Raw genomic sequence first — 23,790 nt, forward strand, 5'->3', positions numbered from 1 at the left:
CGCCCAGAAAACACATTATACCTTTACAGTTTTTCTATTGATGCCATATTCGCGTAACTTGTTTGCTACCGCAGTATGGCTCAGACCCAAGCGCTTCGCTAACTGTCTTGAGCTTGGATAAGCAGGATAAAGCTTTCTTAATAACGTTGCTTCAAAACGTTTAACGGCTTGCTCAAGCGTGCCTTCAAAGTCCGATTCCAAATAACCTAAGTCATGTGTAAAGGTTGGCAATTGCATATTTTCAATACGTAGCTCTTTATCATCTAATAAGGACACTGCGCGATAGATAGCATTTTCCAGCTGGCGTACGTTACCAGGCCACGGGTATTGCTCTAAAAACTCAAGGCACTCAGGGTGTAAAGAAGGAACTGCTTGACCATTTTGCTGTGCATATTTTTGAATAAAATGCTCTGCCAATGGCTTAACATCCGCTTTGCGATCTCTCAGTGGTGCTATTTCTAAGGTTAAAACATTAATGCGGTAGTAGAGGTCTTCTCTAAATCCGCCTTCTTGTACCATGGCAGGCAAGTCTTTTTGAGTCGCGGCTATTATGCGAACGTTAACTTTAACTTCGTTTTCGTCGCCCACCTTTCTAAAGGTGCCATCTTGTAAAAAACGCAGTAACTTTGTCTGTAACTGTTCAGACATTTCACCGACTTCATCAAGAAACACGGTGCCACCATCCGCTTGTTCTAAAACACCACGTTTTGACGGTACTTGCTCATCAAAGCTTGCGTAGCCGAACAGTTCAGACTCAGCAACATCATCAGGCAGTGAAGCACAAGACAAAGCAATAAAAGGTTTTAACGAGCGGTTTGATGCATAGTGACATGCTCTTGCTAATAGCTCTTTTCCAGTTCCCGTCTCACCAGTAATTAAGATAGGCGCCTCTAGCTGAGCCATCTTGCGCGCTTCACGCACCACACGTCGCATCGCTGTGCTTTGGTTATGTATGGTTGCAAAGCTTTCTTGTCCATAACGTCTAAACGCGCTTACTTGCTGGCCTAAACGGCTCTGAGACTTAATATTGATGACCGCACCTGCCAAAACATCTCCCTCAGTAGCCTGAGGTACAGAAATAGGCAATATGTCTGCAATAAAGTCTTCTCCAGCAACTTCAACACGTGTTGTCTGTCCCAACACCTCACTGCCTTCTAACCAGCGCGTAAAGTTAAAGCCTTTCAATAGCAAGTTGATACTGGTGCCAATCACTTCATCAAGTGATAAGTTTAAGTCTCTACATGCAGCATCATTACAATGCCTCACGCCACCTTTTGCATCAATAGAAATGACCCCATCAGGCAATGCACTTAATAACGTATTGAGTTCATTATGCTCACGCTCAGAAGGCAAAAACGCCGTAGTGCGAACATCTTCAACACCATCAATTAATCGAATTTCAGGCATGATTTTCTGAAACTGTTCAAACTCAATGGGGGGAAAGCTCACATACATACGGCAATTTACCGAGTCAACTTCAATCCCCTTTAAATCAACTCGATAGTTAACCAATATATTGAGTATTTCTTGTGCAATACCAATACGGTCGGCGCAATGAATCTCTAAACGCATCTGTTCCTCAAAACGGTTTTTTACCTCTGGCCGGATCATACTCTAAGAATAGTCTTCAGCCTAGCAAATTGTAAACATTTTTGGACAGATATTTTCTAAGTCAAAATTAATAATAATGACCTATAATAAACACATGATATTTAAGGTGTTTAATTCAGAATAAATGATTGCAAGTCGTTCAGTACACACTTTATAATACTAAATAACTAAATAACTAAATAATGTTAATATAAATGGTGAGAGAGCCAATGAAAGCAAAAAAACTAGCTGTAGTTCTAACATCCATTTTTCTTAGCGCTTGCTCCGTTGAAGACCCTTATGAGACGGGGCCAACCGAATCTCAGCAAGCTGAACAAACCGAGCAAGACAAACAACAAAACGAATCGCTGCAATGGCAGATCAACATTGCAGATACGTCAAATAATAATATCACCGACGCGACAGTCATTATTGCTGGCAACACCTATCAAACCAATAGCAGCGGTGTTATTGCTATACCCACTTTAAAACCCGGTAATTACAGTATTTCGGTTTTCAAAGAAGGGTTCGAGCCTTTACTCACCACAGTACAGGTATCAAGTACCAACACACAGCTCAATTTGCGCTTAGTCGCCAAGCCCGAGGGAGCAATCACCTTATTTTTTGCTGGTGATACCATGTTTGGTAGACGCTATATGGACCCAAGTTTAACCACTATGGGCAATTCGGTTCCAGATGTTGAAGGCGCACTCATTCGTGCCAGCTCGGCGGCTCAAAATGCCATTGAGATCACGCAGTATATTAAGCCCTTGGTTGAACATGCAGACTTTTCATCAGTTAATCTTGAAACCCCTATTCTAGATACTCCCACCAGTGTGCACCCAACCAAAGAGTTTGCTTTTTTCTCCTTGCCTGAAACATTACAAGGGCTCACAGAAATCGGCGTCGATTATGTCGCTTTAGGTAACAATCACGTTTATGATTATTTGCAGCCTGGCTTAGCAGATACCATCAAATATGTATCAGAGGCTGGCTTACTGTACAGTGGCGTAGGCAACAACAACACAGAAGCTTATGCCCCCTTAATTACCTCGGTAAATGGGTTTTCACTTGGGCTCGTTTCTGCAACATCCATTACTGGTGATGACAACCCCATTAATTATATTGCAGAGGAGCAAAAAGGCGGTGCAGCAGATCTCACCCAAAGCCAGCAAGCTACTTCGGCTGTAGAGCAAGCAATCGCACAAAGTGATTATGCCGTAGCACAGCTACATGGCGGCGATGAATACTCATATGCACCCACGCGTTATATTAGTAATCGATTTAATTTACTCAGTGAGCTAAAACCTGATTTACTGATTGCGCACCACCCTCACGTTGCACAAGGTTTCAGCCTGCAAAACGAAACCCCCGTGTTACTCGGATTAGGTAACTTTGTATTTGAACAAAACCGTATAGAAACCTTGCTCGGCGTCGCTGTGACATTGGAGGTTCAGCCAAATGCAACCCCTAAAACCACACGCGCTCGGGCTTACCCTATTTACCTTGAAGACTATCAGCCCAAATTAGTCACTGGCTTTTTAAGTGACTACCTTATGAGACGACTTGGTGAGTTCTCTCAAGGCGGTGTGTCAGTCATTCCTCGCACCGGTTATGCGGAAATTGATTTTTATAATAGCCGTACGCCAGATCTTGTAGAAACCGCCCAGATCTCACTCAGTGCAGGTCAGCATATTATTGATTTAAGAGAGTTTGTACCGAGTAATGCCTTTTTGACTAAGGTATCATCCAGCGGTTCTGCAGTACTAAAATTGGGTAGAGACTTGATGTTATTTGGTGACTTTGAAGATTGGGATAACGATGACACATTTGGGGAGGTTTCTCGTTGGGAAAATGACAGCGAAAATATCACCCCGTGCTTAACAGGCGCGCGTAGTGGCAAACAAGCCATGTGCCTAGTTCGTACCCAGTTCGACAATAGGCCTTTACGTATGCCCTTTAAACATACAATTCGCACTATGCCAATTACCCCCAATGAATCTACATTGCTGGCATATCATGACATGAGCCTCTATGGATACAATAAAGGAGTGAACGCAGGTGCACTGGATGTTGAACTCTCCATCACCACATCGGAAGACAACCTGCTCTTCTCAGAGCAAACCATTCGCCTTGCTGAGCCTGGGGAATATAATTGGCGCAAGTTTGAATATAGCTTTTCACTACCTGACGATACAAATACGCTTGGCCCTGAACAACTACCGGCTCGTGCAGTTAAATTAACCTTTGCACATTCACCGCCAGATGATGGCGAAGCAACGCTCATCTTAGATGACTTAGCCCTTATATCATGGCAAAAAGATATCTCGTTGTCCGATAACGTTTGGCAAAGTAATGTCATTCACGGGTTGGATTTTTTACGTGTCACAACACAACAGGACGTTACCTTATCTTTTGAGTTTTCGGCATTTAACTAGGTAGCCTAACATGTCGATAAAGCAGCAGTTTTTTATCATCAAACGACAAAAGACTTTTTGGTCTACGATGCTGCTGTGCGCCCTGATTTTATTAGTCACCTTAAGCGGAACGCTAGACAAGCTCAATGCACTTATTTATCTCGAGCTTAGCCAAAACCTCAATCGGCAAAATACCCAAGTCGTTGTGATTGAGTCTGACAACCTCGTAGCGCAGCAAAGTGACATCATTTCAAAACTGCGTAAAAATAAAGCCAAAGCCATAGTGATATTCAGCCATGTCTCTGGTGAGCAGCACCTCTCTTTTGACAACGTGTATTTCCCATACGCCGACTCTAGATACTGTTTACCCAGCTTAGAGTCGTGGCTTGGCTATGAAATCGTCATTAAAGATGCACCAGAACAATGTAAAAGTGTTTGGCAACATGTATTCGACCCTCAGTACAAAGCACAAGGTCAATTGCTTGATTTTTCACTTGCGCCACAAGCCCTCACTAAATTTAGTGCAACACGACTGCTCTCAGATGATGTATTTTTAGCTCAGCTACAGGATAAAGTAGTGCTCGTCTCTCAGCGCCAATTAGCGTTTGCTCTGCCAGTACGTGCGCCAAAAATAGATTCTTTCAAAGACCCTATTTATCTTCACGCTTATATTGCTGATAACTTTGCTGAGCAGACCTTAGTAACTTTAATGCCTATCACATATGCTGCAGCCCTACAGTTATTAATATTAACGATTTTGCTCATCACCTATCAAAGGTGCAGCTTTAACACAGGGATTTTAATCGCATGTGCAGTTATCTTGCTTTGTATCGCTTCGGTCTATCTTAGCGTTCGTTTCTTTGATTACTTTTTACCAGCTGGACAAATTATTTTTACCAACCTTGTTACGCTCTTATGGGTGTTCTTTTCTCGAAAGTGGGTTGAAGAAATTGAGTTAAATGACATCATAGGCAACGTTCAACAACGGATGATGGGACGTTACTTGCCGCAAGCTTTTAGCGCGCAAAGCAGCCCTTGGGATGCAATTATCACACTGGTAAATCAGCAGCTTGCCTTAAATCGTTCGATATTTCTTGCCCGCACTGAAGGCGACCATAGGCTCCATGAAATACGCGCCATTAATTGCAGTTTATCCGATATCCACGAGATGCGCAGAGACTATGAACGTCCTCCCTACTCGGACGCCATCAAAGCATTTGGTGCTTTACATATAACGAGACCATTTTTCAATGACTTAAAAGAAGCTGAGGCACAATATGTGGTGCCTTTGATGTATGCAGGAGATATTCGAGGCTTTTGGGCAATGACGGTTGAGCCCAATGAGTACTTTGACGAAGAACGATTCGTACAAAATGTAAATCGCTTTGCAAACCAGATAGGCGAGTTACTTTTTCACTTTCGGATATTTGAAAACCAACAAAAAGCCAATACCAGTGCACTTACCAAGGTATTAACCTTGGCGCTGCAAAAACCTTTGAGTCAACAAGTTAAATCCTCCATTGGCGATATGGAGCAAAAACTATCGACGCTTGAGCATGTATTTAACCAGATCCACACTGCCGCGATCATGTTTAACCTCTTTGGACAAGTAGTGCAAACTAACCAGAAAATAGAAGAAATCGCCAAGCATAATGAAATGTCTTTATTTGAGATGACAGCATTAGACTTGTTAGAACGCGTCACCCACCTTGACAGTGAAAAAGCCAAAGGGAAATTACGCTATATCACCTTACAACAAGGCGAGTTATATATGCCTGCTCAATTAGGGCAAGCAACGTTTATTTTGAGTATTCGTTCATTGCGATCATCTCGCTCCACCAGCAGCATTGGCGAGCCTTTTGAAGTAGGCGGAATATTATTTGAATTTATCGATATCTCCTATCTAATTAAACAGCTAGATGACCCTGCTCTACTGTTAAAACAATTAGAAATGATGCAACCACTCGACCCAGAAGAACATCATATTAAGGTGCAGACTTAATGGATTGGGTGCTGCAACTCTTCCCGACCGGCAGTGGCTTAGGACAGTCTGTGATTACAACAGTCTGGGTTGGCATCGCCGTTGTTTGTATGTTGAATTTACGCTTTGGATTTCCGCTTACTGGACTCGTAGTTCCAGGCTACCTTGTGCCACTTTTCATAGTTACGCCAATATCAGCGGTAGTTATCATCATAGAAGCTATCGTTGTTTATGCTGTGATGTTATTTAGTGCTAAAACAATCATGGAGCGCTTTGGGTTTAGCGAAATGTTTGGCAGAGACCGTTTTTTTGCCATCATCCTAATCAGTATTTTAGTCAGAGTGGTGATGGATACGCTATTTTGGCCGTTAGTTGCCATGTACTTAGCACAATGGGATATCACGTTTGACTACTCCAGCCAACTCTACAGCTTGGGTCTGGTGATCATCGCTTTAACTGCAAACGTCATGTGGAATGGTGGATTTAAATATGGCATGCGGGTCACACTAATACAGCTCTTTGTGACATACCTGTTAGTCCGCTTTGTGCTCATGCCTTTCACCAATTTTAGTATTGCCAATCTGGCAATCATGTATGAAGCTGTTGCGGCCTCTATTGTCGCAGCGCCCAAAGCCTATATCATTTTAGTGATCACTGCCTTTATTGCCTCTCGTGCCAACATCAAATACGGCTGGGAGTTTAACGGCATCATGCTGCCTGCACTGCTCGCGTTGCAGCTCATGCAACCGACGAAATTACTCACATCCTTTGCTGAGACCGCTGTGATCCTGATACTTGGCGGCTCCATATTGACCTTCACTCGATTGCGCCACGCAAACTTTGAAGGGGCGCGACTATTACTATTCTTTTTCAATATCGGCTTTTTATACAAAATTATCTTAAATTATGTTGTTGTACATTATTATCCGACATTAAAAGTGACTGATACCTTTGCTTTTGGTTACATGCTGTCCACCCTATTAGCGCTAAAAATTTACCAAAAAAATGCTTTAGGACTGGTGATCCGCGCAACTTTCCAAACCTCAATAGTCGGCGGATTAATTGCCATAACCACTGGCTTTTTAATCATGTTTATCCCTGCGATATTCGCAACAACTCCTGCGCAGATCAATTCAAGCGACAACACTGATATTGCGCTCAGCCAACAGATCAGCGCCTATAAAAGCTACCTTTATACGCAACAAAGTGAACCTGTCTCTATAAGCCAATATCAACAGGCTCAGTCCATTCAACACTTTATGAGTGCAATTCGAGTACTTAATCGCAACAGACAAGAGCGGGAAAACGTTCTGTTAGCTAGGCGACTATTATCACAGGCACAATTTTCTTTATATGAAGACGAACAGTACTTGTATATTAAGGACACAGACACAAGTGCAGTAAGGGGCTTTTTTGCCTTATCAAAACAACCAAGTAAGTCTCATATTATCAGCGTCCCCTACCCTTCAAGTGAGCGAGTCGCCAGTGATGCTGCGGGACTTTTATTTGAATTACTTGGTAGTGATGCACTGGTACTAGGCACGCAATTCACGCCTTCAATCGCAACACAGCAAGTATCCCAGCAAAGTCCCTATTACAGTGCGTTTTTCTCGGTTTTTGAGGAGCTGGAAGTACTGCAAATACGGTCAGTAAATCAATATACCCGGGTTCACTTACAATTGAGCCCCTACGGGGTAAATAGTCAATTTTGGATTTTTAATCAGTTACCTACTTCATTATCTCAGAAGCAACTTACCAACCTCATGGGATTCGAGCGAGGCCAATTTGGTATGTTGCACACCAGCAGTATGCCCACGGCTGATTTTAATGGAAAAATGGTTGAAGCCTATATCGATGGCGCGAGTTACTCCAACTTGCTTTCAGAGGTTGTTCTTAGCACCAGCAGCGGCAGCAATGTCGCTGCCACCTTTATTGACACTAGCCTAGATGAGGTCATCGAAACCTTCGCTCCCTATATCAGTGCCAAAGGCAGCAATCACTACCAAGAGCTGACAAATAATGAAGCGGCACTCTGGGAATTTGAAATTCTCGGTCCACTGTATAAATTAGTGGCTCAGCAATCAGATAGAGAATTTGATCAGGATGAGCTAAACCGTCTAGCCCGAATTAATCACATTGCTAATATGATGGGTTATCAGCTGCAAATCATAGATAATGACCAAGCCCAGTATATTGTCTTGGCTCCACTGAGCAACCAAGAGAGTTTACAGCAGGGCCAAGGACTATATGTTATTAACCTGCACCCAAGTGCCATGCTCAATATCCAAGTTCCAAGACCTTTATTTGAAAGTAATACGCTAAAGTTCTCAGGTGATCTATTTGCAAGTACAGGCGCCAAAGCACTGTCAATCGCTGGCGCTCACCCATACGCGAATGAGCAAGCTAATGTCATGGCCCCGGGTAATGTGAGAAGTCTGTTTAACGTCGTACATCAGAGTACACTACGTTACTTCGCTGAACAGCCGATTTTAAGCTTACAAGTGCGCAGTCATAGCGCACCTTCATACGTTAGACCCAGTGCAATCGCATTTCAATTCACAAACCCAGATGAACAACACGCTAACACATTGAAAGAATTACAATACACATTAATTGACTTGGGTGTGAATACACAAGTTGTTAGCGGGCAAGTGCAAACAAGAGGGCTTGAGATCGGTACGTCACCGCAATCTGGCTACCGCTTATTTAGCCCAATCAGTGAACTTGCTACCTTGTGGCTGGCCTCCGATTTTAAACAGCATTTTGCCATCTCAGAGCAAGCGCTCTTGCAACGCCTGCTCGCAGTATCAAGAGATCCCCAAGTAAGAGCTTTAAATACCTTAGTGTTGAGCCCCAATGATTGGCTACTAGACAACCCCCCCTCGTTAGAGAAGGTGCTGCAACTTGCAGAACAGTACTCGCAAGATCAGCACTTGCCACTGCTATCAGAGTTTTGTCAAAAATATCCAAAATGCCAATTACAAGCCGTACGCATAGAGCAATCACAACAGCTTGCTCTGACAATTAAGCTACGTGATAAATTACTTGCTATTTACACCCCCACCAGCAATAAAGTGCTGACAATCAGGGATTTTAACTACGCTACAGGGGGGCTAATGCATGTATTGGATTAAAAAGCTGTTACACCTTAGCGCGACTGGATTTTTGCTCTTAGTCTTATTATGGGTGAGCTTTAATGGCGTTACATGGCTGGCATCTGCTGAGCAGTTAGAAGAGCGCAGCGAAGAAGAAACACGCTCAGTTGTGCACTGGTTACCTAGTGACAAGTACATTGCATTTAATTTTTCAGCATCCAGAACGCGCGCAGTCAGATTGCTATCAAACGCCATTTTTGAGGGACAACAAGTATTTGACGAACCTGTAAACTATGCAATCGAATACCAACTGTTTGATAGTCAGGGCGTACAACTCAATAAACACACTTACCACCACGCCTCAAAACTGGTGCTTGCAGCGCAAGAGCAGCAAGTAAAGCAAATTATAGAGGATAGACAGGCGCTGTCGGTGGCCTCTGGGCAATCTTTTTATATCGATGTGTCACGCTACCCGAATGCCAGCCAAATCAAGCTCAAGCTTATCCCTGAAGAAGATACACTTAGAGGTGTTGTCGTCAGGCTTCACGCGCAAACATCTACAGATACCGATGACAGTCAGCAAATATGGTTGAAGTTACCACTTGATTGGCGCGAGAGAATGCTCAATTACCATACCCTAGGAGGCAATGCGCTCGCGCCGTGGGAGCTTACCAACGCAGTAAGATATGATTGGCAAAAACTGGCGCCTCAAGGCATACCCAATATCGATTTCGTCAGTGACATCTTATACGAAACACTGCCGTATAATGTCATCACTTATGATTTTTCTGCACAACAGTGGGATCTCGATAGCTTTTACTCAGCGCCAGACCTCACAGCCACTTTTAGAGTTAAAAGTACCGCCCCCCTTCATTTTACGTCGACGGTGCCTGTCAGTACATTACGCCTAACATGGCATGACTTGAGCCAACAACTGGCGCCTATTGAACTAAGCGCAGTGGAGCTCGAAGATAATAGCTATAAAATAGAAGATATTAGGCCTGGTTTAGTGACTGTGCAATCCAGTTTACCCGCCTTAACCCAGTGGTATCAACACGCGCAACCAATTGCACCCTTACACAGTTATTACTACGTATTAACCCCTGATACCCCTGTTGATTATGCTGTTTCAGGTGGTAGTGATGTGGTCTTCGATATTCGGGATTTAACCCCTGAGGACTCACACGCGATAGTCTCTTTATACGACGCACAAGGTCAGATTTTTGCTCGCCACAAAATAAGTTTGGAATCGCGGCTATCACAATTCGATCGGTTAATAACACCTGAAACACTGCGCCAAGCCGTTAATGAAAGTGAAAAATATTATCTCCGCCTACCTGATGAAGCCGTTAAATTAAGAATTTCTAGCAAAACCAGTGTTGCTGTAAAGCTACAAAGCAGACATCGTGATTTTCATTATCAGAATGTGGTCTGCGAACAACTGTGCGATAACCCTTTAACTGGCTTTGTTGAAATTGGCGCTTGGTTTGCACAAAAAGCAACTAATGAGTTTATTTTTACAGAGTTACAACAAATCCTAAAAGTACGACTATTTGAAGCCCCACCTTTACCTGTTATTAAAGAGACAGATTATGCATCTGAATCGCTATTTGACCGGCATCCAATTTCGAATACCGCATTAATTTACAGCCCTGCTAACTATTTCGAGCCGCCCAGTGAGCCAACACAAGTTCACTTTAGACAACTCGATGATATTCACTCAATTAACTCGGATCAGGACCCTTCTCTCAAGATCCCAAAAGTGATCGCATTAAAAACACAAGCCCCCACATACATTGAGTTTGATGCAACGAGCAGTACCACTGACAACTCGATCATCACCAGTGCAAGCCAAGCAAATCATGTATTTATTAACCAAGGTGAGCAGCGTCACTTCATTAAAACGCGTCTGTACAAAATCAATCGCGGCGATACTTTATCTTTAGACTATCGCGGTAAAAACAGGCCTCTATCGATTGTCATTAAGCCTTTTATTTATCCAGCTGCAAAGAATGGACAAGCGCCTCTCATTATCAATACTCGCCTTAGTGGAAGATATCAAATCGGCATCACGGATGAATATACGGTGGCAACTAAAAGGTATGCGCTCATACCATCGCAAGTTCCTGCTTTTATGCTGCATCCGCAATCGACCAATATCGTTAGCTATCCGCCTGTCACAATCAAAATAGGAACAGATATTCAAACACTTGAAAAATTTGCGATATCGGCTGAAGATGAAATGTGGATAAGTATTTTAGAAGAACATAGCGCACAACCACTTACCCCTTTATGGTGGCAAAATGAAAATACATAAAATAATCATCGCGCTCATCAGCATTACAAGCTTTAACGGCTTTGCACAATCACAATTAAGCTGGCAGCAAATTAATAGCTGGATAGCAAAGCCGCAAGCGATTGAGCCATGGGAATATCAACAGCAGGGGAAATTACGCAGCCCTGTACATACACTGACTGCCACTTCGCCCATCAATGGTGGAGGTGCACTCATATATCGCGTAGCGGCTTCCCCTTGCTTTGTGTCTATTCCTCATCAATTTCACGACAAGTACACATTCAAAATTGGTCGGGCACTCTTTGAATCTAGCTGCAATATGATGGTTTTTAATACCCATCACAGGCATAGCCAAAGCCTAGATGAGCTGCCAATGGATTACTCCAAGCGAAAGCGTGGGCTGCATGTTGCTGCCATCAAAGCCTTTCACTTTGCTCACCCCAACGCCGCCATTTTTCAAATACATGGATTTAATCAAAAAAAGCGCAAATCCCCCGAAGGGAAAAAGGCTGACTTTATACTTAGCCAAGGTCGAAGCTACAATGCAAAATTGGCAAAGTTGCAGCGCTGTTTATCGGGTTTAAGTAATCATACCTATATTTATCAAAAAGATATTTTCGAGCTCGGTGGCACTAAAAACATCCTGCACAAGATAGGACTCGCCCCACATCGGTTTATTCATATCGAGATCAGTAAGCCGATGCGCAAGCGACTGATCACTCAATCAACCAGTATGGAGCAATTTAATTTATGCCTCTCATATTCACGTTGATTGCGTTTCTAAGTTTGACAAGCTCCGTTTGCCTAGCACAAACTGCCAACTTACAAGCTGATGTGCAGTGGTACGATGCCGAGACTTTAGCGCTGGAGCGCAGTGCTGCTGATATTAGTCTCACTCATCAGCAGGCTAAGTACTTATTCTTACCTGCAGGACAGTGGCTTGTAACCCCCCTTAAAAACCTTGAATCACTGGCATTTTGGCAAGGGCAAACATTAAATGCCTTTATGCAGATCACCAAGCAACAATGGCTATGCCAGCAGCACATGTGTCAATTAAGTGCCTCTGCAAGATCGCGGATTTTAAAAGTTTACAACCAGCAGCAAGATGGAAAGTTTGAAATATGGCGTGGTTATCAGCACTCCCACAGAGATCCATTTCGTCGCGCAGTCAAATTCCCAATGCCAGGCAAAACCGTTGCACTGGCACAGGAACATACCACTTTATATCCATTACATAGCCAGCAAAGTGTGAAGCTGTATTTTGAGCAAGCAAAGAAGCTAAAACTCACAGTACATCGCGACCTGTATGACCTGCAAAAAGGCGGCAAGGTTGTCGCCTTGGTAAATGATGCCCCAATCAGTATCATTAACGTCTCCGATGCACAAGCTCAGGAATATACACAACACAAACTTGGTGTTGGCAATGTCGATTATCTCGCTGTGCCAGCAAACAGTTATTTGACCTTAAAAAGCAGTACTAAAACCTGGGTTAAATTAGAGCAAATGCATCGCGCCATTTATGATCAAAATGCGGGGATAAAACATCAAGAAAAATTACTCAGTCCATACTGGGTCAATAATTTGGACAGTGCACTAAACAAAGTTTACTTTGAAAATAACATCAACCAACTCACTCAATTTAAGCCTGAGAGCGCCAGCGCACTTGAGTTAAGACGCCATCAAGACTTTATCAGTACAATATCAACAGGCACGTTTTTAACGCCGACCAGCAATGCCCAAAAGCCACTCACAACACACAAAAGGCTAGTTTCTGTATACCAAACGGCAAGAACAGCAAAGCAGTACTTATTCCAAAGCCAAACATCCAGCATGCTGCAATATAACCGCTTGAATAAATCGCTCAAGTTTGATTTGAGTCAGGAACAGAGGATCACAAACAGTGCGATTTTATATGTCAGAACTAATCGCGCGGCGGAGCTGATAGTAGAAATCAACGCGATGCGTCATAAAATCGCTGTGACCCCAAAACAAGGGTTTGTGCCTGTTAATTTAGACGTAGATATGGATGTAGAACAAATCACTATTTTCTCAGCCAGTGATGCAAAAATAGATATCGCACTGCAAATTCGTACCTTGCTGCCGCTACCAAATAATGAACTTCTTTACGCCCAGCCCGGAAAATTAGCATTGAAGAGTCCAACTATTTCGGCGCTGCTCGCTCGTATCCAATCAGATAAAGCCAAAAGTTACATCAATAGTTTGTCTAACTTCAAACTACAATCAGACCCACCCCCCCCTTATTTATCCCAGTACACAAAGAATCATTGGATGTACAAACTTGGGGAGATTGAGCATTTGGCCAAACACGCGCCAACCAAAGCACTGCCCAAGCTTAGAATGTTATTAAACAGCCCCCATGCTGATGTGCAGCTACGTGCATGGCAATTGCGGTTAGCGGTTCTTACACGACTTGACCGTAGCAATGCTGTACTGCGCTACTTAAGTGCTTTATTGCAAAGCTCGAATACATTATTGAGCGATTTTGCTGCAAAAGGGTTACTGAGCCGCTATCAACAGACCAATCAAATATTTAATATCCAAGGTTTATGTGCACTAAAGCATAAACTTAAAGGGTGTCCTCAGTTACTCACCAGTACTTTGCTATCACAAGGTAAGTTACTTGAGACATTGTGGTTAGATCACGATCAACAACAAGTATCCAATGCACTTTTTGATAGGTTGGGTTACACAATCTATGGTGGTCAGCGCCGAGATATTCAGCCAAGATATGATATTGTCCACCGCAAACAAGTGCAGTTAGTGGCTGAAACGGCTTCATATAAAGCCTACAAAATAGGTGAGCAGCCTGTTTCTATCACAGCCCACTCAAACATCAATATCCAAATTAGCGCCCGCAGTTTTGGCTTAGAAACTGGAGAAAACAACATTGCTTGGCTGCATGTTGATAAAGACAGTGAGCTGTATTTTATGCCAATTTACAGCGACATATTGTCGACTACTTCCGTTACCAGCCCAATTGAGACCCCCTTATCTGTGGCATCCAGCAGTATGGTAACGTTACGCGCTGGTGAGACTTTAACTTTGAGCAGCAAACAAACTACCTTTGCGCAGCTTCAAATCTTTGATGAAACACACTTTAACCCTTACTCAACACAACAACTCAGTGAATTTGCATTAGGCACTTCTTTTTTGGAATTACTGCATACGACTAACGCCCAAAACACAGCCGCATTTACTAAGTTACTCAATAACAGCTTATTTAGGCTAGAAAACGCAACCCTAGCAGATCATGAGTTTACTGCGTTATTCTCAAAACTAAACGGCTTGGATATTCCTGCATCTTTATCCAAACTTCATGACCGTGTGCAAAGCTATGGGCACTGGGTACCACTGCAAAAATATCTTAACTACGCTGGCACTCAACTTGTCGACCTGTCCCCTATTGAAACGCGCAGTATCGCAGAACAGCTTAGTCGCCACACAGCCAAAAGAGACGATGTAAAAGGGATCACAGTACGTCCTTATCACACCCTTTCACTCGATTTTAGTGAATTAAAATCAATGCAAATGCGTCTAGTGTTTCACTTTTCTGATGCGGAGCTGGTATCCAATGCTGCCACCTTAGTCGCCATTGAAACAGGCAATGGCGAGACGGCATGGCCAATTTCAGACCAGCAAAGTCAGTTTGGCTTAACGCAGAGTGAGTTAAGTAATGGGCTAATTAAAATACGTTGGCTAAATCCATATTTATCACAAATCCTGCAAGTAGAAGTGCAAATTCGTCAAGGCAGACGCTGGCAAAGCATCGAGCTAGACCAGCGCCAGTTGTTTTATTATGCCACCGCATCACAATCAATCTTAGCGAAGCTCGATAAAGACGCTTTGGTTAAAATTGAACGCTTCGAGAAAAAGCAACGCCAAGAAGATATTGGGTTCTACCCTGCTGGTAATATTGAGATCCCAAGTGACTATGCGCGTCTTGCGCGATTATTTGCTTGGCGACTTAATACGAACCGTCAAAAGCTAGCGGTCGCCCCCCCTGTTACCCCTCTAAAACTGAATAGAGCAGAATTGAAATTTGAGCGGCTTGCCAAGCACTTCAATGAACCGCTGATCAGTGCCAACGGCAATAGAACACATATTGAGGGGTTTATGCGCTATGACAGAGACGGTATTTTTCAAACCAATGATCCCATTGATACCGCTCACCGACTCGATTTCGGGATCCGTTTGAGAAACCGCTATAGACAGCACTGGTATCGGCTAGAAGGCGCATATCGACTTAATAATTTACGCTATGAGTCTTTGGCGGTTAACGGCATATACAATTGGCTAGATCACGACAGCCCTTGGTTTGGTGAAGTTGGACTCTATAACCGCTGGCAAGAGGCTGAACTTGCACAAGAAAGCCATTTGACCAGCCATATTGACGCGACCATTGGTCAAATTTGGCGAGATGATCTATCCGTGAGACATCAATGGTGGTGGCAACCCTATTACTATTACACCAGCATAGCAAAACAAGAATACCTAGATGACCCGTTTATTAGCCAAGACATGTACAATTTTTATCGCGCAAACCATATGCATGGCTGGCAAGCAGGATATCGAATTCGCTATCAACCTTGGGTAGACAGTCAATTTAGTGCGCAAATTAGCACCACCTCCAATGAAGACTGGACCAGCCTAGACACCGCTACACTGAGCGGGAATTGGCAACAATATTATGAAGGGCATATTTTCACATTGGGACTCAGTAGTAGTTATGTCTTCGCAGATCAAAACCGTCCAAATGCAACTTGGCAGTACTTAACCTCGTTGAGCTGGCAAACCTTGTTTGATTTTAGTAAGCAGACCGCGGGGTGGATCAGTCTTAATTGGACACAAGATTGGTTTAGAAACAACCATAACATACGCTTTGAGGTGACTTTAGGTAACCTACAAAATACAGGCTTTGCGCCTTTTGCACATGATGAAATTATTTTTGAATCACTACAACTAACACACTTCCTAGAGCAAGATATTAATGGCAGATAAAACGTTAAAACGACAGCTTCAAGATCTCTTATTTGCCGACACAGAACAATTTTGGCTCAACCTATATCAGCACAAATATCAAACTCTCGTCGATGAGTTAGCTGATTGGGAGCTAGTAAAAAACAAACCAGAACAAGAACAAGCATCCTATTGGCAATTATTACAAACGATTGCGTTTTTACGTCATAAAATTGAAAGTCATCATGGTAATTTGCAAGCCATCGAGGCAGACTATAAAAGTTTCATTGAACGATTAAACAAAGCAGAGTTAAAAGCCGAGAGAGAATTACACATTTTAAAGTATGCAGAGCAACTCGGCGCCTCACGATTAGAACTGCAAAAAGACAAGTTGGCCTTTTCACGCTGGTTCGATGAAGGCGCAGTCATCGCGCGCTATCAGTCAAAAGTGTCTGAAATTGAACAAGACTTAAAATTTTTAATTGCAAAACTTGGGGCGCTGACCAACCGCTACCTTCGTTCGAGTAAAGATGACCTGAATACCGCTTGGCAAAAGCTCGACTTACAACCGTTTTTTATTCATTTGCTGGCGCACAGTAACAGCCTGCATATTCGTCACGGTATGATCCGTGCACTGGTTAACCAAGTTTCTCTTATTCATGAATTTAGTGCCGATCCTGAATTAGATGCTGAGTTGGTAGCGCAACTTATTGAGCTTTTAGAGGCTGACAATACACCTTACCTCGCCATCATAGATATACTGGAAATATTGATACACCAAAGGCCGACATTTATTCGCAGCTTTATGTGGGCAAAAGTTGCAGAGTCTGTGAATGACTTCCCAGATAAACCAAAAAATAATGATCAGTTATTTATCTTAGCTGCTATGCCAAAAGTGCTGATACAGCAAAGAGCTTTAACAGACTCCGACATAAAGCTGATACAACAGCTGAGCACTCATCCATACCATAGAGTAAGACAAGCAACGATTGAGTGTATACCAAGCTACGAAAATGAGTTTGCCACTCAATTATTAGAAAGCAGATTTCGCTACGAAACAGAAAACGCGATACGCTTTACGCTCGTTAAGCAGTTAACTGCCGCCAGATTTAGCGAAAATGGGCTGGCATTCAAACACTGGAAGCGCTGTCTACAAGGTGAAGAAAGCTTCGAGATAAAGCGCATCATTTTAGAGCAAAGCGCTAGGCTGATGCTTAATATGCAACTAGAAACAGATCAACCTGAGTCTATTTTTAAACAATTCATTGATGTACTCAATTTGCAATTAGAACAAGACTCAAGTACCGCAGTCAGACGCTTCATTACCAGAACTCGAGAGCAACTAAACAGTTTTTATATACAAGAACTTATTGTGAGTATCGAAGATCAGCTGGCGCTAGGAGAGACCGTCACAATTTCCACTGATGCCGCTCATGAAGAAATCGGCAGAGCACTGAGTTTCATTGCACAGTCCGAGCTTGGGTTTAATGGCTATCAACATGGTGATCAATGGCAGATCCACAATGGTACATTAAAGGGCCGAAGGTTTTGGCGGATCTGGCACGAGTTTTTTACGCCAAGTACAGATAAACGACAAAGTTATAGCCATACTAAAGCGCAAAAACCGTCTGCTGAGCTGCATGTCACGAGCTGCTCAACCGCTGAAATAAGTGAAACCAATGTACCTGGTGAAGCGCTTTATAACCTAAAAGAACATAGCGCGAGACCCTATTTGCCATTACCTGACTATTTGCTTTCTATCCTGAGTCAAGATCAATTACCTGCGCAAGCTAAAAGTTACACACCTGATGGCATTTTATTGATCACACGTCCACATAAGCTCATTCAACGTATACGTGCCTATTGGCAAATCTCTATCAAGTTTTCATCACTGGACCGCCTAAGAAAAGGCGGAGAGCTTGAGCAACAAAACTACTTGGACGCGATTCGAAAGCTTGGATTTCAAATTGAGTTTATCGGCTATGGCTCCACGCACAAAGCTCAATTCCCAGTTGAAAGCGGCATTAGACAATTGTTTAGTCGAACGTCCATCACCACCGCACTGGTTAATATTGGCTTAGGGTTTAAAGAGTATTTATATTCCATCTATCAAAATAGCATTGGCCAACTGGTGTTTTTTGTCTGCGCCTTTATGGCCTACTTTTGGTCTCGTCATATTAAAGTGAGCCAAGATATACAACGAAATCGAAAACAGATTCCTATCTCTATTGGCGGTTGGGGAACACGTGGTAAATCAGGGACCGAGAGATTAAAGGCAGCGCTATTTAGTAGTATCGCGCTAAAAGTGATCACCAAAACAACTGGCTGTGAAGCCATGATGATATATACCACCAGCAATGGAGAACAACATGAGCTGCCATTATTCAGGCCTTTTGATAAAGCCAGTATTTGGGAGCAAAGCGACGTATTGGCATTTGCTAAATCAGTAAAAGCAGACGTGTTTTTATGGGAATGTATGGGACTGACGCCAAGATATGTGCGGATCTTACGTCGCTGGATGAATGACAACTTCGCGACAATCACTAATGCTTATCCTGATCATGAAGATATTTTAGGCCCAACCGGTTTAGATGTCGCCACTGAAATGTCGTCATTTATTGGCTCAAACACCCAAGTCTTTACCGCTGAGCAAAGCATGTATCCAATTCTTAATAAGTCGGCAGAACAAAAAGATTCGACACTTATTCAAGTGCATTGGGGTGAAGGATTTCAAATCACGGATGACATTCGTGCACTCTACCCCTATGAGGAGCACCCAGATAACATCGCACTGGTATGCAAAATGGCGCAGTATATAGGCATAAATAAAGATTACGTATTTAAAGAAACTGCCGAGCGCATTGTGCCTGATATTGGTGTTTTACAGCATTTTGAGCAAGCGCCCATCGGGGCACTCACCCAGTCTTTTGTCAATAGTATGTCAGCCAATGAACGCCTTGCTACAATAGAAAACTGGCGACGCTTAAATTTGTTTGGTCAAAGCCAGCAGCCCAAAATCCAGACCATTGCGCTAATCAATAATCGCAATGACCGCATTGCACGCACCAAGGTATTTGCGCAAATACTGATTGAAGATCTCACCTTTGATTATATCGTCGTTATCGGTACTAATGTGGATGGCTTCCTCGCTTACTTTAACCAAGCATTGAGCGCACGTATAACGCGTATTATTACGAATAATGACCGAGAAGATCTCGCCAAACTACTCGAACAGTTTAAATGCTTAGTATCTGATCAAATGCTCTGTGATAAGTTAAATGTGCTGCTCCCAAACACCCAGTTGGACTGTAAGACACTACAGGACAAATCTAGGATGGCAGCATTTTTTGAGCAGCATGTAGATAGTGGACGTCAGCGCCGTTATTTTAATCACTTAGTTGAAAGCTGGCATTTGGCCAATGACATAATGTCCATAGAGGATTTGCAAGCACACGCTAAAGAAATAAGCGATCACTTAAATACACTACTTGCGGCGCGCACGCGGCTAATAGAAAACCCCTACATTAGCGCCGATGAACTCACTCGAAAAATTGCCAAACTCGGATTAGATGGCCAACATCAACTTATTGTGGGTATGCAAAACATAAAAGGCGCCGGTCTTAACTACGTTTATGCGTGGCAAAAATGGCATCATCTACATCAAACCTGCGATCATTTGTTAAATCACCACATCAGCCAAGCACAGTTTAGACAAGGGTTGATGAAACTCGCACAAACCTCACGGATCGGCGTAATAGAGCACGACTACTTTAATGACTTTCTTGGTAAGCTCAGTAAATTACCCCATGCTCAAAACGAATTTAGTCAGGCTGAAATCGCCCATCTAAAAGAGCGCCTGCAAAGTAAAGACCCCAAATCAAACAGTGAGGAAGAAGAGGTAAAACAAAATCGTGTGACCCGCTTTGTCCTGCAAGTCGTGGAGTCTTTTTTAGATGCCGGTGCTGCTGTGAAGCGCAAAAAAACAGCTCAACAAGTTTATAAAGACATCGCATCACAGCGTATCACGCTCGAAAAAGCCATTGCAGTTTTGGCCGCACTCAATCGCAGCCAGAAGCCAGGTTGGCTGGCTCTACAACAGAAACGTAAAAGAATCCCAAGCTCCAAAAATTAGTACTTTTTAACTAATTTAATCTAGAATAAAATTTAAGGAATAATAAATTCCAATCATTTTTTGTATTTTAATTGACCTGAGCACTCAAAACTAGGAAAATAAGATTAGACAAAGGCATTTTAATTTAACATTTTACTAACAACGGATGTTATGTAATCAAGTTGGGAGTAATATATGAAGCTATCCACGTCATCTGTATTATTAGTTACTGCATTGACAGCGAGCCAGAATGTTCTGGCAGAGAATAATTTAATTGCCAATGGTTCATTTGAACAATCAGGAAACATTTCAGGGACTTGGAAACTCTTCGATAACCTTTCAGGCTGGCAGCGCACAGGCGCACGTTTTGAAATTCAAACCGATAGACTCGGCCTTATTGCACCACAAGATGGTTCACAGTATTTAGAACTAGATTCAACCAGCAACTACACTGCATATCAAAACATTGCTACTGAAGCTGGGAAGCGTTATGTGGTCAGTTTTTATTACTCTCCGAGAGTACGCAACAACACCCAAACAAATCAAGCAACGGTTACTTGGAATGGTCAAGTTATCGCGAATTTGAATGGCGCTAACCGAGGTTGGCAGCACGTGACAGTCACAGTGACAGCAAACAGTGCTCAAAGCACACTGGCGTTTTCAGGTAGTGGCACATCAGATTCATACGGTGCCTTATTAGACAATGTATCTGTGACAGCAGATTGCGTAACAGGTTTATTTGGTATCAATAACTATGGCAGTGCGGGTGATGGATATATCTTCAATTTCAATTTAGACACCATGACTTACAGCAAAGTTGCTGGTGTGTCTCATACCGCGTCAAATATCGCAAGCAAAGACGGCGTGTTGTATTTCATGGAACAAAATGACAGTCAAACCAAAGCCTCTACATTATGGTCACTTGATTTAGATGGTAATGTTGAGACAGCCGTTGCCAATGCGACATCATGGCCTATTTACCGCTCTGCGGTCAGTGATGACGGTATACACCTTCGCGCTACAAGTAAAACTTACATGTATGACTACAATTTGCAGACTGGTGAAAAAACTGTATTAGGTAAGCTGAAATACGCTGGCGATGAATTTAGTCATGGCGATATCGCTTACTCAGCTGACAACAACACGCTATACGTATTAACCGGTAAAGCACTATATACGCTAGATACCGCAGACATGAGCCTCACCAAGATTGGAGAGCATGGCGTAAATTGGGCGTCTGGCCTTGCCATTTCAGACACTGGCTCTTTGTACGTGTCAGGCCGTCAAAGTGGCCAGAATGCAAAAATTTACTCACTTAATCCAAATACAGCAGTCGCGACAGAGCTGATGGAAGGCCCCGCGCATATTAACGACCTAACTTTTGTCGATAATTATTGCCGTTAATAATTATTAATCTTAAAAACCAGCCTCTTGGCTGGTTTTTTTATGCTAATTCGCCTCTGAACCTATCTGGTAAGGCTTCCCCATAGCCACCTTGCTGGGTATACTGACGCGTTTTTCGTGAATAGTTAGTCAATACCAACTTCGCACGTAGAGCTTTTGGGAACTGGCCTCCCAATTAAAAATAGATGGGTTCACACTTATATAAGTATGAATTTGTCGATGATATAAAGGCCATACAACACACATGTGATAAATCTGGAAGTAATAAATATGAATTCAATACCTAATCGAGGTGAGTTTTTAGGCCATCCTAAGGGCCTATTCTTACTATTCGGCACGGAGATGTGGGAGCGGTTTGGCTACTACGGTATGCGTGCAATTTTAGTACTTTATCTAGTAGCTCAGGTACAAAGTGGCGGTTTTGGCTGGACGAATGCCGACGCACTTAGCTTATACGGCACCTTTACCATGGCCGTATACTTAACTCCGCTATTTGGCGGCTGGCTAGCAGATAACGTACTGGGACAACGCAAAGCCATCATCATTGGTGGTATTTTAATGGCAGCAGGTCATTTCATCATGGGGGTCCCACACAGTGTAGTTGCTGGCCAAGAAGAAAATGTCTTCTATATTGGTCTAACACTGCTGTGTATCGGTAACGGTTTATTCAAGCCAAATATCTCTACCATGGTGGGCGACTTATATGAAGAAGGTGACAAGCGTCGTGATGGTGCATTTACCATATTCTACATGGGCATTAACTTAGGTGGCGCATTAGGCCCATTGGTCGCAGGCTATGTTGCATCTGAAATAAACTGGCAAGCCGGTTTTGTTGCGGCAGGTATTGGTATGGTGATCTCTGTCGTCATGCAAATGTTACTAAGTCAAAAGTACTTGGGTGATATTGGTGTCATTCCAGCTGCAAAGCTATCACAACAGCAATCAGAATCAGGCACAAAAGAGCCATTAACTAAAGTGGAAAAAGATCGTATTCGCGTGATCTTTACCATGTCTGTATTCAGTATCATCTTCTGGATGGGCTTTGAACAAGCCGGTGGTTTGATGAACTTATTCGCCAATGATTATACAGATCGCATGTTGATGGGCTTTGAAATCCCAGCGTCTTGGTTCCAATCTTTAAACTCCATTTTCATCATCATCTTTGCACCCATTGTTGCCATGATTTGGTTAAAACTGGACAAACGTGAGCCAAACTCGCCAGTTAAGTTTGCCATAGGCTTGGTGTTTTTAGCGCTTGGCTTCCTAACTATGATGTTCGCTTTAATGACCGAAGGCGCAGCACCTGGAGACACACTGCAAATCAGCATGATGTGGCTAGTCCTTTTCTACCTATTTCATACTCTGGGTGAATTATGTTTATCTCCAATTGGTCTATCCATGGTGAGTAAACTGGCACCACTTCGTCTTGCATCCCTGCTTATGGGTATTTGGTTTCTATGTACGGCAGTCGCAAATAAAATCGCCGGCTTTGTCGGTTCGTTCATTGGCGAAGGCCAAGAAGCAATGGGGAATGCAATGGGTATCTTTATTGGCTTAGGTGCAACAGCACTCATTTCTGCTCTGGCAATGTACTTGCTCAGTAACAAGCTGGTTGACTGGATGCATGGTGCTGAGGGTGACAATGAACCCCACACGCAAGCACACTATCTTGAAAAAGAGCTCGAAGTGACTGGCGAAAGACAATAACCCATAAATAAAATTTACGAAAAAGCCGCACTTTTCAATGCGGCTTTTTCATATCTCAGCCTAAAAATGTACAAATAAATTTACAGCATGCCCCGTAATTACCTGGTTGATTCACATCGCTCATATGACTGTAGACTTCTTGAGCAATCATATCAAAAACATAAAAAACCTATAAAATCATAACGTTGAAGTTATATCTTTTTCTAAAATAA

10 protein-coding genes are annotated in these 23,790 nt (G+C 42.9%); 9 read left to right on the plus strand and 1 reads right to left on the minus strand.

The window, feature by feature from the left end; all coding sequences use genetic code 11:
- Positions 1-15: 15 nt before the first annotated feature.
- Positions 16-1,572: a transcriptional regulator TyrR gene (gene tyrR / locus L1077_RS12095; protein ID WP_063361768.1), complete on the minus strand. Its 1,557-nt coding sequence runs from the start codon at positions 1,570-1,572 to the stop codon at positions 16-18.
- 248 nt (positions 1,573-1,820) lie between these two features.
- Here tyrR and L1077_RS12100 point away from each other — a divergent pair, with 248 nt between their 5' ends.
- The 9 genes from L1077_RS12100 to L1077_RS12140 all read left to right on the plus strand — a co-directional run bounded on the left by L1077_RS12100 (position 1,821) and on the right by L1077_RS12140 (position 23,578).
- The gene (locus L1077_RS12100) at positions 1,821-4,028 is read left to right on the plus strand and encodes a CapA family protein (RefSeq protein ID WP_237137077.1); all 2,208 of its coding nucleotides are present in this window, start codon (positions 1,821-1,823) and stop codon (positions 4,026-4,028) included.
- A 10-nt stretch (positions 4,029-4,038) separates the two neighbouring features.
- Positions 4,039-6,009 (plus strand): hypothetical protein, encoded by a 1,971-nt coding sequence (locus L1077_RS12105; RefSeq protein WP_237137078.1) that lies wholly within the window; start codon positions 4,039-4,041, stop codon positions 6,007-6,009.
- Positions 6,009-9,122: a poly-gamma-glutamate biosynthesis protein PgsC/CapC gene (locus L1077_RS12110; protein WP_237137079.1), complete on the plus strand. Its 3,114-nt coding sequence runs from the start codon at positions 6,009-6,011 to the stop codon at positions 9,120-9,122. The genes L1077_RS12105 and L1077_RS12110 overlap by 1 nt, the downstream gene beginning before the upstream one ends.
- Positions 9,109-11,400, plus strand: coding sequence for a hypothetical protein (locus L1077_RS12115; protein ID WP_237137080.1), 2,292 nt, complete (start codon positions 9,109-9,111; stop codon positions 11,398-11,400). Before L1077_RS12110 ends, L1077_RS12115 begins: the two co-directional genes overlap by 14 nt.
- Positions 11,387-12,151, plus strand: coding sequence for a hypothetical protein (locus L1077_RS12120; protein WP_237137081.1), 765 nt, complete (start codon positions 11,387-11,389; stop codon positions 12,149-12,151). The genes L1077_RS12115 and L1077_RS12120 overlap by 14 nt, the downstream gene beginning before the upstream one ends.
- The gene (locus L1077_RS12125) at positions 12,130-16,398 is read left to right on the plus strand and encodes a hypothetical protein (RefSeq protein ID WP_237137082.1); all 4,269 of its coding nucleotides are present in this window, start codon (positions 12,130-12,132) and stop codon (positions 16,396-16,398) included. Before L1077_RS12120 ends, L1077_RS12125 begins: the two co-directional genes overlap by 22 nt.
- A complete protein-coding gene (locus L1077_RS12130) occupies positions 16,388-20,488 on the plus strand; it encodes a poly-gamma-glutamate synthase PgsB (RefSeq protein ID WP_237137083.1) in 4,101 nt (1,366 codons plus the stop codon). Before L1077_RS12125 ends, L1077_RS12130 begins: the two co-directional genes overlap by 11 nt.
- A 174-nt stretch (positions 20,489-20,662) precedes the next feature.
- On the plus strand, positions 20,663-21,871 hold the full coding sequence (locus L1077_RS12135) for a DUF642 domain-containing protein (protein WP_237137084.1): 1,209 nt from the start codon (positions 20,663-20,665) through the stop codon (positions 21,869-21,871).
- A 270-nt stretch (positions 21,872-22,141) separates the two neighbouring features.
- Positions 22,142-23,578 (plus strand): peptide MFS transporter, encoded by a 1,437-nt coding sequence (locus L1077_RS12140; RefSeq protein WP_237137085.1) that lies wholly within the window; start codon positions 22,142-22,144, stop codon positions 23,576-23,578.
- Positions 23,579-23,790 lie beyond the last annotated feature (212 nt).

It is taken from the genome of Pseudoalteromonas luteoviolacea, assembly GCF_021654285.1.
GTDB classification, from domain to species: domain Bacteria; phylum Pseudomonadota; class Gammaproteobacteria; order Enterobacterales; family Alteromonadaceae; genus Pseudoalteromonas; species Pseudoalteromonas luteoviolacea_J.